The organism is Streptomyces sp. NBC_01275 (assembly GCF_026340655.1).
GTDB lineage: Bacteria > Actinomycetota > Actinomycetes > Streptomycetales > Streptomycetaceae > Streptomyces.
Genome location: NZ_JAPEOZ010000001.1, coordinates 1,295,705 through 1,310,823 on the forward strand (window position 1 = coordinate 1,295,705; position 15,119 = coordinate 1,310,823).

Annotated in this window: 16 protein-coding genes; 9 read left to right on the forward strand and 7 right to left on the reverse strand. The window is 72.3% G+C overall.

The annotated features are described in order from the left end of the window. Positions 1-114 precede the first annotated feature (114 nt). Genes OG562_RS05385 through OG562_RS05395 form a run of 3 tightly spaced genes read left to right on the forward strand, consistent with a single transcriptional unit; the run spans position 115 to position 2,771 of the window. Positions 115-522 (forward strand): CoA-binding protein, encoded by a 408-nt coding sequence (locus tag OG562_RS05385; RefSeq protein ID WP_266394229.1) that lies wholly within the window; start codon positions 115-117, stop codon positions 520-522. A gap of 32 nt (positions 523-554) precedes the next feature. Continuing rightward, positions 555-1,514, forward strand: coding sequence for a formylglycine-generating enzyme family protein (locus tag OG562_RS05390; RefSeq protein ID WP_266394237.1), 960 nt, complete (start codon positions 555-557; stop codon positions 1,512-1,514). Positions 1,515-1,559: 45 nt separating this feature from the next. Next, positions 1,560-2,771 (forward strand): 4-hydroxybenzoate 3-monooxygenase, encoded by a 1,212-nt coding sequence (locus OG562_RS05395; protein WP_266394238.1) that lies wholly within the window; start codon positions 1,560-1,562, stop codon positions 2,769-2,771. Between the two features lie 17 nt (positions 2,772-2,788). Here OG562_RS05395 and OG562_RS05400 read toward each other — a convergent pair whose 3' ends face one another. Continuing rightward, positions 2,789-3,148 (reverse strand): metalloregulator ArsR/SmtB family transcription factor, encoded by a 360-nt coding sequence (locus tag OG562_RS05400; protein WP_266394240.1) that lies wholly within the window; start codon positions 3,146-3,148, stop codon positions 2,789-2,791. Positions 3,149-3,209: 61 nt separating this feature from the next. Between OG562_RS05400 and OG562_RS05405 the strand changes: the two genes are divergently transcribed. Next, a complete protein-coding gene (locus OG562_RS05405) occupies positions 3,210-4,391 on the forward strand; it encodes a cation diffusion facilitator family transporter (protein ID WP_266394242.1) in 1,182 nt (393 codons plus the stop codon). 3 nt (positions 4,392-4,394) lie between these two features. Here the strand turns inward: OG562_RS05405 and OG562_RS05410 are convergent, their stop codons facing one another. Together OG562_RS05410 and OG562_RS05415 are read right to left on the reverse strand one after the other, a co-directional pair. After that, positions 4,395-4,949 (reverse strand): YbaK/EbsC family protein, encoded by a 555-nt coding sequence (locus OG562_RS05410; protein WP_266394245.1) that lies wholly within the window; start codon positions 4,947-4,949, stop codon positions 4,395-4,397. Positions 4,950-5,013: 64 nt separating this feature from the next. Next, entirely contained in the window at positions 5,014-5,586 is a 573-nt protein-coding gene (locus tag OG562_RS05415) for a helix-turn-helix domain-containing protein (RefSeq protein WP_266394247.1), read from the reverse strand. A gap of 148 nt (positions 5,587-5,734) precedes the next feature. On the opposite strand from OG562_RS05415, the gene OG562_RS05420 reads away from it, so the two are divergent. Then, positions 5,735-6,592, forward strand: a complete 858-nt coding sequence (locus OG562_RS05420) for a DMT family transporter (protein WP_266394250.1) — start codon at positions 5,735-5,737, stop codon at positions 6,590-6,592. A gap of 145 nt (positions 6,593-6,737) precedes the next feature. On the opposite strand, the gene OG562_RS05425 is transcribed toward OG562_RS05420, so the two are convergent. Continuing rightward, entirely contained in the window at positions 6,738-7,502 is a 765-nt protein-coding gene (locus OG562_RS05425) for an acyltransferase (RefSeq protein WP_266394252.1), read from the reverse strand. Between the two features lie 109 nt (positions 7,503-7,611). On the opposite strand from OG562_RS05425, the gene OG562_RS05430 reads away from it, so the two are divergent. Next, the gene (locus tag OG562_RS05430; protein ID WP_266394255.1) at positions 7,612-8,139 is read left to right on the forward strand and encodes a gamma carbonic anhydrase family protein; all 528 of its coding nucleotides are present in this window, start codon (positions 7,612-7,614) and stop codon (positions 8,137-8,139) included. Between the two features lie 112 nt (positions 8,140-8,251). Here OG562_RS05430 and OG562_RS05435 read toward each other — a convergent pair whose 3' ends face one another. Next, positions 8,252-8,893 (reverse strand): DedA family protein, encoded by a 642-nt coding sequence (locus OG562_RS05435; protein WP_266394258.1) that lies wholly within the window; start codon positions 8,891-8,893, stop codon positions 8,252-8,254. 250 nt (positions 8,894-9,143) lie between these two features. Here OG562_RS05435 and OG562_RS05440 point away from each other — a divergent pair, with 250 nt between their 5' ends. Beyond that, complete coding sequence (locus OG562_RS05440; protein ID WP_266394260.1) at positions 9,144-9,542, forward strand: hypothetical protein; 399 nt, start codon at positions 9,144-9,146, stop codon at positions 9,540-9,542. 117 nt (positions 9,543-9,659) lie between these two features. Here the strand turns inward: OG562_RS05440 and OG562_RS05445 are convergent, their stop codons facing one another. Continuing rightward, positions 9,660-11,627, reverse strand: coding sequence for an RICIN domain-containing protein (locus tag OG562_RS05445; protein WP_266394263.1), 1,968 nt, complete (start codon positions 11,625-11,627; stop codon positions 9,660-9,662). Positions 11,628-12,013: 386 nt separating this feature from the next. Here OG562_RS05445 and galU point away from each other — a divergent pair, with 386 nt between their 5' ends. Next, positions 12,014-12,970: a UTP--glucose-1-phosphate uridylyltransferase GalU gene (gene galU / locus OG562_RS05450; protein WP_266394268.1), complete on the forward strand. Its 957-nt coding sequence runs from the start codon at positions 12,014-12,016 to the stop codon at positions 12,968-12,970. Positions 12,971-13,555: 585 nt separating this feature from the next. Here the strand turns inward: galU and OG562_RS05455 are convergent. Beyond that, on the reverse strand, positions 13,556-13,993 hold the full coding sequence (locus OG562_RS05455; protein ID WP_266409036.1) for a DUF4442 domain-containing protein: 438 nt from the start codon (positions 13,991-13,993) through the stop codon (positions 13,556-13,558). Positions 13,994-14,079: 86 nt separating this feature from the next. On the opposite strand from OG562_RS05455, the gene OG562_RS05460 reads away from it, so the two are divergent. After that, positions 14,080-15,087, forward strand: coding sequence for a hypothetical protein (locus tag OG562_RS05460; protein WP_266394270.1), 1,008 nt, complete (start codon positions 14,080-14,082; stop codon positions 15,085-15,087). The last annotated feature ends 32 nt before the right edge of the window (positions 15,088-15,119 follow it).

Genomic DNA, 15,119 nt, shown 5'->3' on the forward strand with positions numbered 1-15,119 from the left:
CTCGCCGTAGGCTGTTGACGGCGAGGACGGCACTTGTTCGACAGCACCTGTCCGACAGGATCTGTTCGACAGAATCGTCCGGCAGCAGTTGTTCGCATCCCTGGGAGGCCGCCGGTGTACGGCGACGAGGCAACGATCCGCACGATCCTCACCGAACTCGGCGACACCTGGGCCGTGGTGGGCCTGTCGACGAACCGCGCCCGCGCCGCGTACGGCGTCGCCGAGGTGCTCCAGCGCTTCGGCAAGCGGGTCGTCCCCGTCCATCCGAAGGCCGAGACGGTGCACGGGGAGCAGGGCTACGCCTCGCTCGCCGACATCCCCTTCGAGGTGGACGTCGTCGACGTCTTCGTCAACAGCGAGCTGGCGGGCGCGGTCGCCGACGAGGCGGTCGCCGAGGGCGCGAAGGCGGTGTGGTTCCAGCTCGGCGTCGTCGACGAGGAGGCCTACGACCGTACGCGCGCCGCCGGTCTGGAGATGGTGATGGACCGCTGCCCGGCGATCGAGATCCCCCGGCTGCGCTGACGCACAGGTTCCTCGGTCACGCTGGTCCCGCCATGTGTGAGGAACCGCCGACGCCCGCGTCCCCGTCGCCCGCCCGCTGCTGCATGCCCTCGGGCGGCGGGTCAGGGGCGCCACGGGACCTGCCCAGCCCGCCGCCGGTCGGTCCCGCCTCCGACGGCGACGGCATGGTGGAGCTGCCCGGCGGTGAGTTCCTGATGGGCGCGGAGGACGCGGAGGGCTTCCCGGCGGACGGGGAGGGTCCCGTGCGGGCGGTGCGGGTCGGCCCGTTCCGCATGGACGTCCACGCCGTCGCCAACGCCCGGTTCGCGGAGTTCGTCGCGGACACCGGGTACGTCACGGACGCCGAGCGCCTGGGGTGGTCGTACGTCTTCGCCGGGTTCCTGCCGGGCCCGCTGCGCCGGGACTCCCCGCGGCCCGAGCGGACCCCGTGGTGGTGCGCCGTCTCCGGCGCGACCTGGCAGCGGCCCGAGGGGCCCGGCAGCAGCCTGGCGGAACGGGACGACCATCCGGTGGTGCACGTCTCCTGGCACGACGCGGCCGCCTACGCCGCCTGGGCGGGCAGACGGCTGCCCACCGAGGCCGAGTGGGAGTACGCGGCGCGCGGCGGTCTGGAGCAGCGGCGCTATCCGTGGGGCGACGAACTGAATCCGGGCGGGGAGTACCGCTGCAACATCTGGCGCGGCACTTTTCCCACGAAGAACACCGCCGCCGACGGCTATCGCGGCACCGCTCCCGTCGACGCCTTCGCACCCAACGGATTCGGCCTTCACAACATGTCGGGAAACGTCTGGGAGTGGTGTGCCGATGCATGGAGTGTGGATGCAGGGCGTGCGGACGCACGGTCCGCGGGCAGCGTCGAGCAGGTGATCCGGGGCGGCTCCTACCTCTGCCACGCCTCCTACTGCAACCGCTACCGCGTGGCCGCCCGCAGCGCCAACACCCCTGACAGCTCCAGCGGACACACCGGTTTCCGGTGCGCCCAGGACAGCTGAGGAGCAGCATCGAGCAGGTCACCGTGGCCATGTCCATAATGTGCGGTGACCACCAACTCCCCCTCCCTCCACCACACTCCGGTCGTCGTCGTGGGCGCCGGTCCCGCAGGGCTCACCGTCGGCAACATCCTGCGGGCCGCGTCCGTCGACTGCGTCGTCCTGGAGACGGAGAGCCGTGCGTTCATCGAGCAGCGCCCCCGCGCAGGGGTCATCGAAGAATGGGCCGTCCGCGGCCTCCAGCAACGCGGCCTGGCCGAGCGCCTCTTGGAGCACGCCCACCTGCACAGCGCCTGCGAGTTCCGCTTCGGAGGCGACCGCTACCGCTTCTCCTACGGCGACCTGACGGGACGTCACCACTGGGTGTATCCCCAGCCGTTGCTGGTGACCGACCTCGTCCACGAGTACGTCGACATACGCGGCGGCGACGCCCGCTTCGCCGTGCGCGACGTCGAGCTGCACGACCTCGACACAGCCAGGCCGTCGGTGTCGTACCTCTGTCCCGAGACGGGGCAACGGCAGGTGCTGCACTGCGACTTCGTCGTCGGAGCCGACGGCGCGCGCGGGGTGAGCCGGGCCGCGCTGGTGCCGGCGCACGCGCGGATCGCCCGGCACGACTACGGCATCGGCTGGCTGGCGCTGCTCGCCGAGGCGCCGCCGTCCTCCGACTGCGTGCTCTTCGGCGTCCACCCCGACGGGTTCGCCGGACACATGGCCCGCAGCCCCGAGATGACCCGGTACTACCTCCAGTGCCCGCCCGGCGACGACCCGGAGAACTGGTCCCATGACCGCGTCTGGTCCGAGCTGCACCAACGCCTGGCCGGCGGCGCGGACGCCCCCGCGCTCACCGAGGGGCGGCTGGTCGAGAAGCGTGTGCTGGACATGCACGACTACGTGGTCGAGCCGATGACGTACGGGCGGCTCTTCCTGGCCGGGGACTCGGCCCATCTCGTCGCGCCCATCGCCGCGAAGGGCATGAACCTCGCCCTGCACGACGCGTTCCTGCTGGGCGACGCGCTGGTCGCCTACCTCGACGGGGGCGACGGCAGCGGGCTGGACGGATACTCGGAGGCGTCCCTGCGCCGGGTGTGGGACTACCAGGAGTTCTCGCAGTGGCTGTCGGAGGTCTACCACGGGACCTCGGCCGGCGACCCCTTCCGGGCGGGCACCACCTTCGCCCGGCTGCGCCGCCTCTTCACCTCGCCCGCCGCCGCTGCCGCCTTCGCGGAGCAGTACCTCGGGTCGGCCGAGCACTACTGACGTGACTCGTTCATGGCTCAGTCGTGCAGCGGCTGGTCGCCGAGTCGGTGGTCGGCCACGTTGAGGGCCTCGTCCAGCAGGCGGCGCAGATGGCCGTCGGAGAGGGAGTAGATCACCCGGCGTCCCTCTTTCCTGGTGTTCACGAGCCCGGCCAGCCTCAGCCGCGCCAGATGCTGGCTGACCGCCGGCCGGGCCGCCCCACAGCCTTCCGTCAGCGTCGTCACATCGGCCTCGCCCGAGGTCAGGGCGTGCAGCAGGGTGAGCCGGGTGCGGTCGCCGAGCAGGGCGAGCAGCTCGGCGGCGAGGGCGAACTGCTCCTCGCCGGGGGTGCGCGGATGCGCATGGTGTGCAGGTGACAGGTGCATGCGTGCGCTCATACGCACATAATGGCGGGTGGACGCACCCACGTCCATCTCGGCGCACCGGAAGGGGACCGACGTGAGCGAGCGGCACGACCACGAGCACGGACATCACCACGACCATGGCCACGGTCACGGTCACGGTCACGATCACGAACATGGTCACGGTCACGAACATGGCCATGGTCACGGTCACGATCACGAACATGGTCACGGTCGCGAACACGGCCACGAGCACCCGCGCCACCGCCCCTCCCCCCGCTTGCGCGACCGCCTCGGCCCCCTCAGCCACCTCGCCCACCTCTTCACCCCCCACTCCCACGAGACCGCCGACAAGCTCGACCGGGCCCTGGAGTCCTCGGCCCGGGGCATGCGCGCGCTCTGGGTCTCGCTGGCGGTGCTGGGCGTGACGGCCGTGGCACAGGCGGTCGTGGTGGTGATGTCCGGGTCGGTGGCGCTGCTCGGCGACACGGTGCACAACGCGGCGGACGCGCTGACCGCCGTACCGCTCGGGATCGCCTTCGTGCTGGGCCGGCGGGCGGCCACCCGCCGCTTCACCTACGGGTACGGGCGGGCGGAGGATCTCGCGGGCATCGCGATCGTGCTGACGATCGCCGCGTCGGCGACCTTCGCCGGGTGGACGGCACTCGAGCGGCTGCTGGACCCGCGCCCGGTCCAGCACGTCGGCGCGGTGGCCGTGGCCGCGCTGGTCGGCTTCGCGGGCAACGAGTGGGTGGCCCGCCACCGTATGCGCGTGGGCCGGGAGATCGGCTCGGCCGCGCTGGTCGCGGACGGACTGCACGCGCGCACCGACGGGTTCACCTCGCTGGCCGTGCTCCTGGGCGCGGGCGGCTCGGCGCTGGGCTGGCAACTGGCCGACCCTGTCGTGGGGTTGGCGATCACGGCGGCGATCGCGCTGGTGCTGCGGGACGCGGCGCGCGAGGTGTTCCGGCGGGTCATGGACGCCGTCGACCCGGCACTGGTCGACCGGGCCGAGCAGGCGTTGCGGGAGGTCGCGGGCGTACGCGAGGTGGGCGAGCTGCGGCTGCGCTGGATCGGGCACCGGTTGCGCGCCGAGGTCGCGGTCGTCGTGGACGGCGAGGCGACGGTACGGCAGGCGCACGCGATCGCCGTGGACGCGGAACACACACTGCTGCACGCGGTTCCACGGCTGACGGCCGCGCTGGTCCACGCGGATCCGGCGCCGGCGCCGGGCGAGGCGGACCCCCATGTGGCGCTCGCCCACCACGTGACGGTCTGAGGTTCAGACGCCCAGCCCCTCCAACACCACCGCGCCCGGGAGTTCGGCGAACGCCTTGCCCGGCACCAGGAGCTTCCCGCGCCGACGCCCGCTGCCCACCAGGACGTAGGGCAGGTCGACGACGGCCGAGTCCACCAACACCGGCCAGGCGCCCGGGAGTCCGATCGGCGTGATGCCGCCGTACTCCATGCCGGTCTCGCCCGTCGCCGTGTCCATCGAGGCGAACGAGGCCTTGCGCGCGCCGAGTTGGCGGCGAACGACGCCGTTGACGTCGACCCTGGTGGTGGACAGTACGACGCACGCGGCGAGGGTGGTCTCGCCGCCCCGCTTGCCGGCGACGACGACGCAGTTCGCGGACCGCTCCAGCAGTTCCTGCCCGTAGTGCTCCACGAAGACGGCCGTGTCGGCCCACTGCGGGTCGGTGTCCACGTGGACGATCTGGTCGGCGGGCACGCTGCCGCTCCAGTGGCGTACGGCGTCGGCGACCGGGCCGATCAGGTCGTCGAGGCAGTCGGGGGCGGGCGTGGCGGTGTCGAAGTCTCCGAGGGGTGCGCGCATGGCGGCACGCTAACAAGCCCCGCCCGCCCTCCGTACCGGCGTCTCACCGCGCGGGCGGCGGCGGTCACTGCACGGGCGGCACCGAGACGGCCATCACCATCTCCATCGGCACGTCGCCGCGATTGCCGTACAGATGAGGGACGTTGGCCTCGAAGGAGGCGCTCGCGCCGGCCGGGACTCGGTGGTCCTCGCCGTCCACGGTGAGGGTCAGCTCGCCTGCCGTGACATGGACCAGCTCGACGGTGCCTGCGGGGTGGGGCTCGGAGGAGCTGCTCTCGCCCGGCATCAGCCGCCAGTCCCACATCTCCAGCGGTCCGGGGGCCTCGGCGCCGGCGAGGAGCCGGTTGTAGCTGCCGGCCTCGGTGTGCCACAGCCGTACGGCCCGCTCGGCGGGGACGATCCGGACCTTCGGACCCTGCTCGTAGTCGAGCAGGGTGGTGACGCTGACGCCGAGGGCGTCGCCGATCTTGACGACCGTGCCGATGCTCGGATTGGTGCGGGCCTGCTCGATCTGGATGAGCATGCCCCGGCTGACGGCGGCCCGGGCGGCGAGCACGTCCAGGGTGAAGCCGCGCACCGCACGCCAGTGCTTGACGTTGCGCGCCAGGGACTGGGTCAGCAGGTCGAGGTCCGACACGTTCCGTCCACTTCAGAAGTCCGATGGTCCGGGAGACCGGTATCCAGTGGGTCCAATATTCTGGATGACACAGTTCAGTTTCCTGAACTATGGTGTGGTGCACCCGATCGTTCCCGATCGTGCATCGAACTGTACTGCGAGGAACCCCGTGACAGCACTTTTCGCCCTGGCCACCAGCCTCCTGTGGGGTCTGGCCGACTTCGGCGGCGGGCTGCTGACGCGCCGGGCCCCCGCCCTGACGGTCGTCGTGGTCTCGCAGGCGATCGCGACGGTCGTCCTCGGCGTGATCGTCGTCGCCACCGGCGGCTGGAGCGAGGCCGGGCCCCGGCTGTGGTTCGCGGTCGGGGCCGGACTGGTGGGCCCGGTCGCCCTGCTCTCCTTCTACAAAGCGCTGGCGCTCGGTCCCATGGGGGTCGTCTCCCCGCTGGCCACCCTGGGCGTGGCCGTGCCGGTCTCGGTCGGTCTCTTCCTGGGCGAGCGGCCCGGGCTCCTCCAGCTCGCGGGCATCGCGATCGCCGTCGTCGGGGTGATCCTGGCGGGCGGCCCGCAGCTCAGGTGCGCGCGGGTGCAGCGGCAGGCGGTGCTCCTCACGCTGGTCGCGGCGCTCGGCTTCGGCACGGTGTTCGCCCTGATCACCGAGGCCTCCACCACCGTCACCGGCCTGTTCCTCGCCCTGTTCGTCCAGCGCGTGACCAACGTGGCGGTCGGCGGCGCCGCCCTGTACGCCGCCGTCCGGCGCGGGACGCCCGCACTCCCCCAGGGCGGCCTCGCCCTGGCCTCGCTGCCGGCGTTCGCCTTCGTCGGGCTGGCCGACGTGGCCGCCAACGGCACCTACGCGGTCGCCGCCCAGCACGGCCCGGTCACCGTCGCCGCCGTACTCGCCTCGCTCTACCCGGTGGTGACCGCGCTGGCCGCGCGCGGGTTCCTGCGGGAGCGGCTGCGCGCGGTCCAGGCGGCGGGCGCGGGCCTCGCCCTGGTCGGCACGCTGCTGCTGGCGACGGGCTGACGCCCGACGGACTGGTGTGTGACCGGCTGATGCGTGACCGGCTGATGCGTGACCGGCTGATGCGTGACCGGCCCATCCGTGAATGGCCTTATGCGTGACCGGCTGATGCGTGACGGACTGACGCCCCGAGGTCGAAGGTCAGCAGTCAGCTCTCCGGCTCCAGCCGGGCCAGCCGCTCCACCGACTCCTCGTCCAGCCCCGACAGCGCGACCAGCTGATCCGGGGTGACCCCGTCCGGTATCGGCACCGGCGCCGGGGTGCGCAACGGCGGCTGCCAGCCCTCGGCGGGGGTCCAGCGTCGTACGACCCGGGCGGGCGCGCCCGCGACGACGGCGTGGTCGGGCACCGTGCCGCGCACCACGGCGCCGGCGGCGACCACGACGTTGCGTCCGATCCGCGCGCCGGGCAGGATCACCGCGCCCGTGCCGATCCAGCACCCCGGGCCGATCTCCACCGGCTCCATCCGCGGCCACTGCTTGCCGATGGGCTCGTGCGGATCGTCGTAGGAGTGGTTCGTGGACGTCACATAGACGTACGGCCCGAAGTAGCAGTCGCTGCCGATGGTGACCGTCGTGTCGGCGATGACATGGCTGCCGCGGCCGAGGACGACGCCGTCGCCGATGCGCAGGATCGGGTCCGGGCCGAGGTCGAGGTCGGGCATCAGGCCCGCCGTGAGGGTGACCTGTTCGCCGACGATGCAGTGCGCGCCGAGATGGATCCAGGGCTCGCCGAAGACCGTGCCGAGCGGGAAGGCGAGACGGGTGCCGGTTCCCATCGAGCCGAAGCGGAGGCGGCCGGGGCGCTCGGCGGTGACGGAGCCGGTGCGCTGCACCCAGGCCCAGCCCGCGTGGACCGCGCGCTGGGTGAGGCGGCCCCGCCATGATGAGAACGTGTTCCTGCGCTTCGGCACTCACTCACCGTACTCAGGGCGCGCGGGGCGGATACGACCGAAGCCCTGTGATCTTCACCCCAGTGGGTGACGTACGGTGCGCAGGGACTACCGACACGAGGAGACGGTGATGACGCAGAAGGCGCTGATCGTGGGCATCGGCGGCAGGGAACCGAAGGTCGACGAGGAGGCGTTCGTGGCGCCGACGGCCTCGGTGATCGGGGACGTGACCCTGGAGGCGGGCGCGAGCGTCTGGTACGGCGCGGTGGTGCGCGGCGACGTCGAGCGGATCACCGTCCGGCGCGACGCCAACGTCCAGGACAACGTGACGCTCCATGCCGACCCCGGGTTTCCCGTGACCATCGGCGAGCGGGTGTCCGTCGGTCACAACGCCGTGGTGCACGGGGCGACCGTCGGGGACGACTGTCTGATCGGGATGGGCGCGACCGTGCTCAACGGGGCCGTGATCGGGGCGGGATCGCTGATCGCCGCGCAGGCCCTGGTGCCGCAGGGGATGGAGGTGCCGCCCGGGTCACTGGTGGCCGGCGTTCCCGCGAAGGTGAAGCGGGAGCTGACCGAGGAGGAGCGACAGGGAGTCACGCTGAACGGCACCCTGTACGCGGACCTGGCCAAAGCACACCGTGAAATCCACGATTAGCGCAACGCCCTGAAGGGGCGCGGGGCAGTCCCTGAGCGGCGGCCGCGCGGGGCAGGGTGTCCCTGTGCGGCGCCGCCTGGGCGCGACCAGCCGCACACACCCCGCGCCCGAACTACTCGGCAGCCCCTACGGTCTCCACTTCGGGCTCCACCGCGGCGCGCTTCGCCTTGCGCTTGACGATCAAGAAGGACGCGACGCCGATCAGCAGCGCCACCACCAGCCCCAGGTACGAGAACCTCTTCAGCCAGGACTCCGCGACCACGCCCACGTAGTAGATGACGGCCGTCGTACCGCCCGCCCAGACGATCCCGCCGAGGACGTTGGCGATGAGGAACTTCCAGTACGGCATGTGCAGGACGCCCGCGAGCGGGCCGGCGAAGATGCGCAGCAGGGCGACGAACCGGCCGAAGAAGACGGCCCACATGCCCCACTTCTTGAAGGACCTCTCCGCGGTGGCGATATGCCCCTCGCTGAAGTGCCGAGGGAATTTCCTGCCGAGCCAGGCCAGCAGCGGGCGTCCGCCCTTGCGGCCGATCGCGTAGCCGATGGAGTCGCCGATCACCGCGCCGCCGGAGGCGACCGCGCCGAGGACCACGGGGTTGATGCCCCCGTGGTGGGAGGACAGCAGCGCGGCCGAGATCAGGATGATCTCGCCCGGCAGCGGAATGCCGAGGCTCTCCAGTCCGATGACGAGTCCGACCACGGCGTAGACCGCGGCCGCAGGCACCGAGTCGAGCCACTCCTGGACATGCACCGGCGGTTCCTCCCGTTATGGCGTCCCTCGACGTCCGTCGACGTCCCCCGACTTCCCTGACTTCCCTGAGCTCTCGGGAAGCCTACCGGGTCGGCCGGACCCGTCCCGGATCCGTGGTGTAGCGCGCTACACCACGGATCCGGGGGTGCGGTCCCTCGTGCCGGCGAGCACGCCACGCGATCGTGGTGGGGAAGATCCAGCAGCTCCCGAAGACGCCGAAGCTCCCGAAAGCTCCCGAAGGGACCCCTCCATGACCGTGAACCGCCGACGCCGACGCCGTACCGCCGTCCTCGCCTCCACCGCGCTCGCCGTCGCTCTGTCCGCCGGGCTCCTGACCGGCTGCGAGTTCGGCGACTCGATCGACTGTCTCTCGAACGCGGACGACATCTCCGACAGCATCACGGCGATCAACCGGGCCGGTGCGGACGCGATCGAGGACCCGACGAAGACGGAGGACTCCATCGACACCATCGAGAAGAACCTCGACAAGATCAACGACAAGTCGGACGACAGCAAGGTCGACAAGGCGGTCGACGACCTCAACCAGGCGATAGAGGACTACAACCAGGACATCCTCAACGGCGACACCCCCGACTCGAGCAAGATCGACAAGGCGGCGGAGAAACTGAAGGACGTCTGCACGTCGTGACCGCCGTCCGCACGCCGTGACCCGCCCGAGCCCGCCTGCCCCGTCTCTCCCGCTTCCTCCACCTCCCCTGTCTCTCCCGCCTGCCCCGCCTGCCCCGCCTCCCGCGTCGGAACGCCCTCAGCGGCCGAGGAGTCCGGTCGCCCCCGTGACGACGTCGCGCAGGACGGCGGCCGTGCCGGGAAGGGCGTCGCGGACCGCGGCCGGGGCCGCCGGCTGCTCGGCCGGGTCCGGCCGCTGATGGTCCACCTGGGCGACCCTCGTCTCGGCCTCCGGCGCGGGCGGGGCCAGTCCGGGGGACGGCGGGTGTGCCGCGTCCTCCCGGGACAGCGGCGGAGCCGGGGACTTCGGGGACTGTGGGAGGACCGATTCCCCGGGCGGCGCGGGCGGATCCGTGGACTCCTGCCCGGGCGGACCCGGCAGCCCCAGCACTCCCGGCAGACCCGGCAGACCCGGCGGTCCGGACGGAGCCGATCGTCCGGGCGCGCCCTTCGTCTCGGCCGACGCGTCGAACTCCCACCGCTGCCTCGCGGAACCGTCCCGTTCCGTGACGACGACGTCGCTCCGGGACCGGCCCTCACCGGGGGCGACGGCCAAGCCGCCGTCCCGGCGCAGCAGGAGCTCGCCCCGCACGGTCAGGTCGAAGAAGGCCTCGCCGGAGTGCACCACGCACCCGGCCAGGGCGACCGTCTTGTGGTCCGGGTCGGCGGCCAGGCAGAGCGTCGGGGCGGCGGCGCTGCGCACCAGCCCGTCGTCCTGGTACGACCACTGCTGCGACGCGGCCGACGAGCACGCCGCGAGGACGGCCGCCGCACCGGACTCGGCCCTGCCCCCGGCGACGTCGAGGCAGAGTCCCGCGTCCGTGCTGCGCAGCCTGCCCCCGGCGACCTCGGCGGGGCGGGCGGCGGAGGCGGACGACGGGGCGCCGGAGCCGCCCGGGGCGCCGACCTCGTTCGCGCCCCCGGCCGGCTCGCCCCAGGTGGCCCGGGGGTCGGGGCCGCCGTTGTCGTCGGACCAGCTCCTGGCCACGAGGACGGTGGCGAGCAGGGCGAGGGAGGTCAGGCCGACGCCCACGAGCACCGCCTTGGGACGCCTGCCCGGCAGATCGAGCAGACCGGCCGAGGTGGTGCGGTGACGGCCGCCGACGGCGACGAGCCGGCGCGCGCCCGTGGGGTGGCCGTCCGTGGGGTGGCCGTCCGTGGGATGGCCCTCCGTGGAGCGGCCCTTCGCAGAGCGGCCTGCCGCGTCGGCGGAGACGGCGCGTCCGGGGCGCGAGTCCAGATAGCGGCGGGCGCCCCAGCCGAGCACGGTCTCGGCGAGCAGCGCGTCCAGTCCGTCGTCGAAATGGCTGAGCTGTTCGGCGGCGTGCCGGCAGAAGCGGCACTGCGCGAGATGCTGACGGACATCGGGCAGCAGCGTTCCGCCGCGGCGCAGGGGAACGTCGAGGAGACGGTTGTAGAAACGGCATTCGCTCGTCGGCGCGAGTTCCCGGTGGGCGCGCACACAGCCCGCCCGGAATTGCTCCCGGGCCTGTTCCAGACCGGCCGCCGCGGTCGTAGTGTCCACGCCCAGCAGACCGGCCGGTACGGATATGGGTTCGGCCTCCACCTCCGTGTGCCACAAGAGGCATTGAGAGGCGGCGGGAAGGAACTGGAAAGCGCGTTCGGCGAGTTGCCGCCTTTCGGCCGTAGTGGGCCGCGCGGCGCGCAGTCCTCGGCCGCCGACGGTTTTGCGCAACTCCGGCAGGACGCCGGAAACTCCGTCCGCGCCGGCCCATTCCCGGACCATGTCCCGTACGGCGACGAGGAGTTGGGGGCGCAGCGCGCCGCCGGTGCGCCCCTCGGCCAGTCGACCGAACACCTCGTGGAACGCGGCTGCGGCCACGAGCCGCACCGAGTCCGAGTCGGTGGCCAGGCAGACGGTCGCGTAGTCGTCGGCCGCCCGCCAGTGCCGGGCGAGCAGCAGGGCGACCGCGCGGCCGCTTCCGTCTCCCGAGGCCAGTCGGGCGGCGAGATGGGAGTCGGAATCCCCGGTGGTCCATCCGGGGCGCGGCGGGTAGGGCGGGCGTGGGGGGTTCGGGGATTGCACGGAACCATTTCCTTCCAAGCCGACGAAGGGCACGGAAAGCACGTTCGCCGGAAAGCAGGTGCGTGATTGGTGCGTACCTTCGGTCTGACCAGGCAGGTTGGCTTGATCAGATCCATCCGTAAGGGGAGGCTCACCTTTGCACACACGCCTCACAGGAAACAAGGAGTTCGAGTGACCGAAGTTCAAAGCTCGGTATTTTCAGATAAGTTACCGGCGGTAGCAGAACCCGTATTCGACTTCGCATGGACGGTCGGGCTCAACTTGTGTGCATGGAAAGCCGGATGCCACACAGAATCTTCAACTTTCGGGCCCCTGGAGCGTGCCCGCCCCGGCCCACAGGAATCTCAGATGCGGCTCTCGGGGAACTCCCATCCCCGTCGGCCAGCATGATCCTTATGAGCGCCCCCCACTCCGCACGCAGTGTCCGCAAAGCAGTCGTCCCGGCCGCCGGCCTCGGCACACGCTTCCTGCCCGCGACGAAGGCGACCCCGAAGGAGATGCTGCCGGTCGTCGACAAACCGGCCATCCAATACGTCGTCGAGGAGGCCGCCGCGGCCGGTCTGGACGACGTCCTGATGGTCACCGGCCGCCACAAGCGGGCCATCGAGGACCACTTCGACCACGCCTTCGAACTGGAGCAGACCCTCGCGGCCAAGGGCGACACCGTACGACTGGACGCGGTGCGCGACCCGGCCCGGCTCGCCGACATCCACCACATCCGCCAGGGCGACCCGCTCGGGCTCGGCCACGCCGTCCTGTGCGCCCGCCACCACGTCGGCGACCAGCCGTTCGCCGTCCTGCTGGGCGACGACCTGATCGACCCGCGCGAGACCCTGCTGAGCCGGATGCTCGAAGTGCGCGACCGGTACGCCGGCAGCGTGGTCGCCCTGATGGAGGTCCCGCCGGAGCAGGTCCACCTCTACGGCTGCGCGGCGGTGGAGCCGTCCGGCGAGGACGGCGTCGTACGCGTCACGGGTCTCGTGGAGAAGCCCGCCCGCGAGGACGCGCCCAGCCGGTACGCGGTCATCGGACGCTATGTCCTCGACCCGGCCGTCTTCGACGTCCTGGAGCGCACCGAGCCCGGCCGCGGCGGCGAGATCCAGCTCACCGACGCCCTGCAGCAGCTCGCGACGGGCGGCACGGTCCACGGCGTGATCTTCTCCGGCCGCCGCTACGACACCGGCGACAAGGCCGACTACCTGCGCACCGTCGTCCGCCTGGCCTGTGACCGCCCCGACCTGGGCCCGGAATTCATCACCTGGCTCAAGCAGTTCGTGACGGAACTGGAGAACGGGACCGGGGACGGCGGAGGAGAAGAGGAAGGGGAGCGGGCGGCGGCCTGAGCGACGGGCAGCCACCGGCTTCGGGCACGGTCGACGCCGACCGACGGCGAAGACCTTCGCGGGCCCCGACAGCTCCGGGTCCAGACGCGGCCGAGGACCTGGCAGCACCAGAGCCAGACGGCCGAGCCGCACAGTCTCGCGAGCCCCGACAGCTCCAGGCCCGGACGACCAAAGACCAGACCGTCCCAGAACCAGACCGTCCCAGAACCAGACGGCCGAGCCGGACGACTTCGCGGGCGCCAGCAGCTCCAGGCCCAGGCCGCTGCGGGCAGGGCCGTTCCGGAGCGAGGCGGCGCAGCGCCGGCGATCCAGGGGCGCGTGGTCCGGTGACTCCGGCCGGGGGCGGCCATCGCGGCGGTCCCGGGGTGCCGCAGGCCCGACGCCCACCGTCGCCCCACCGCCATCCCGCCGTCACCCCGCTCGCGGCTCGCGTCTCACGCCGGTCGGCCCGCGCAGGGTGGCCCACGTCGGCGGTCCCGCGCAGGGTGGCCCACGTCGGCGGTCCCGCGCGGGTGGGCCCCCGCGGGCGGTCCCCCCACCCCCGACCACCACGACCAAACCCCGCCCGCACCGCCGGAGGCCCCCTCAGCCGTTGGGGCGCAGCGTCCAGGTGACCGTCATCTCGCCGGTCACCGCGCCGTCGCCGCGGCGGATCTCGATCGCCACCGGGAACTCGGGCCGCTCCCCCGCGTCGAGCTGGGCGACGACCTCGGCGGCCGGGCGGCCCAGGGTCGCGGTGGCGGTGACCGTGCCCATCGCCAGCTTCCGGTAGGCGATCTCGGCGCCGACGGCGAGCGGCACGGCGCGCGCGAGCTGGTCCCCGAACGCGGCGAGCACGATCGCGCCGCTCGCGGACTCGCCCAGCGTGAACATCGCCCCGGCGTGCGGCCCGCCCACGTGGTTGTGGAACTCGCCCTGGTCCGGCAGGGCGACCACGGCCTTGTCCGGCCCCGCTTCCAGGAACTCGAGGTTCAGGGTCCGGGCCATGGGCACCGTGGCGGCGAGCATCTCGCCGATGGACATCTGGTCTGCGCTCATGACCAGGATGTTACCCACGAGTAGCCTCCACTGACCAGACCGCTGCGATGATCGCCGTATGCTTGCGGCCCATGTGGCCAGGAGAGCGACCGCCGACCGGCGGCCCGAACCCGCAACTCCCGCAGAACTCGCAGCACTCGCCGAGCTCTCAGGGTGCGCAGAATCCTCAGCCGGCGCAGCCGAACCCCTATCTGCAACCCGGTTTCCAGCAGCCCAACCCCTACGGGCAGCAGCCCGCCGCTCCCTGGAACGCCCCGACCGTGACGGCTGCCCCGCCGCCCGGCGACAGCGGCGGCGGGCGGAGCAAGGTCGTGGCGATCACCGCGGCCGGCGCCGTGCTGGCGGCCGCCGTCGTGACCGGCGCCGTACTGCTGCGCGGCGGGGACGACGAGCCCGGGCCCGCCCCCACCCCCGTCGCCGCCTCCACATCCGCGTCCGCGACGGCGAACCCGCGCGACGCGGCGACCGGGCAGCCGACCGTCGCCGGCTGGAAGGTCGTCGTCAACCCCGACCTGGGCGTCGCGTTCGACGTGCCGGCCGACTGGGCCGTGAAGTCGACCGGCTGGGTGTCGTACGTCGCGGACGACGACGACCCCGAGGACACCCCGCTCGTCGCCATGAAGGCCCCCGCGTTCCTCAAGGAGGAGTGGTGCGCGGCCGACGACGACCGGGACGGCGAGAACGCCTACACGTCCCTCGCGAGCGCGGGCACCCGCGGCAACAACGGCGCCAAGAGCACCGAGGAGATCGCGAAGGCGGACTCGGCCGCGTGGGTCTACGGCGACTACACCCAGCCCGACCACGCCAAGGTCACCACCGGCCCGGCGACTTCGTACACCACCGCCTCCGGCCTCACCGGCAGTGTCGCCACCTCGCGGTCCTCCGGGGTCGAGGAGGTCGCGGAGAAGGGGAAGTGCGACACCGACGGCAAGGCCACGACGTTCGCCTTCAAGACGCCGGACGGCGACCTCGCCTCCTGGTCGTTCGTCGGGGTGAAGGGCGTCACGGACGAGGTCCCGGACGCGACGATCCGTAAGATCATGGACACGGTACGGGTGTTCCAGCCCGCCGGCTCCTGATTCGGTACGTCCCTGACAAGGGGCGGTGACCC

Bases quoted from the DNA above. Each gene is read 5' to 3' on its own strand.
- OG562_RS05390 (WP_266394237.1), top strand. From the start codon at position 555: ATGTGTGAGGAACCGCCGACGCCCGCGTCCCCGTCGCCCGCCCGCTGC.
- OG562_RS05400 (WP_266394240.1), bottom strand. From the start codon at position 3,148: ATGAGCGCACGCATGCACCTGTCACCTGCACACCATGCGCATCCGCGC.
- OG562_RS05410 (WP_266394245.1), bottom strand. From the start codon at position 4,949: ATGCGCGCACCCCTCGGAGACTTCGACACCGCCACGCCCGCCCCCGAC.
- OG562_RS05430 (WP_266394255.1), top strand. From the start codon at position 7,612: ATGACGCAGAAGGCGCTGATCGTGGGCATCGGCGGCAGGGAACCGAAG.
- OG562_RS05440 (WP_266394260.1), top strand. From the start codon at position 9,144: ATGACCGTGAACCGCCGACGCCGACGCCGTACCGCCGTCCTCGCCTCC.
- galU (WP_266394268.1), top strand. From the start codon at position 12,014: ATGATCCTTATGAGCGCCCCCCACTCCGCACGCAGTGTCCGCAAAGCA.
- OG562_RS05455 (WP_266409036.1), bottom strand. From the start codon at position 13,993: ATGTCCATCGGCGAGATGCTCGCCGCCACGGTGCCCATGGCCCGGACC.
- OG562_RS05460 (WP_266394270.1), top strand. From the start codon at position 14,080: ATGTGGCCAGGAGAGCGACCGCCGACCGGCGGCCCGAACCCGCAACTC.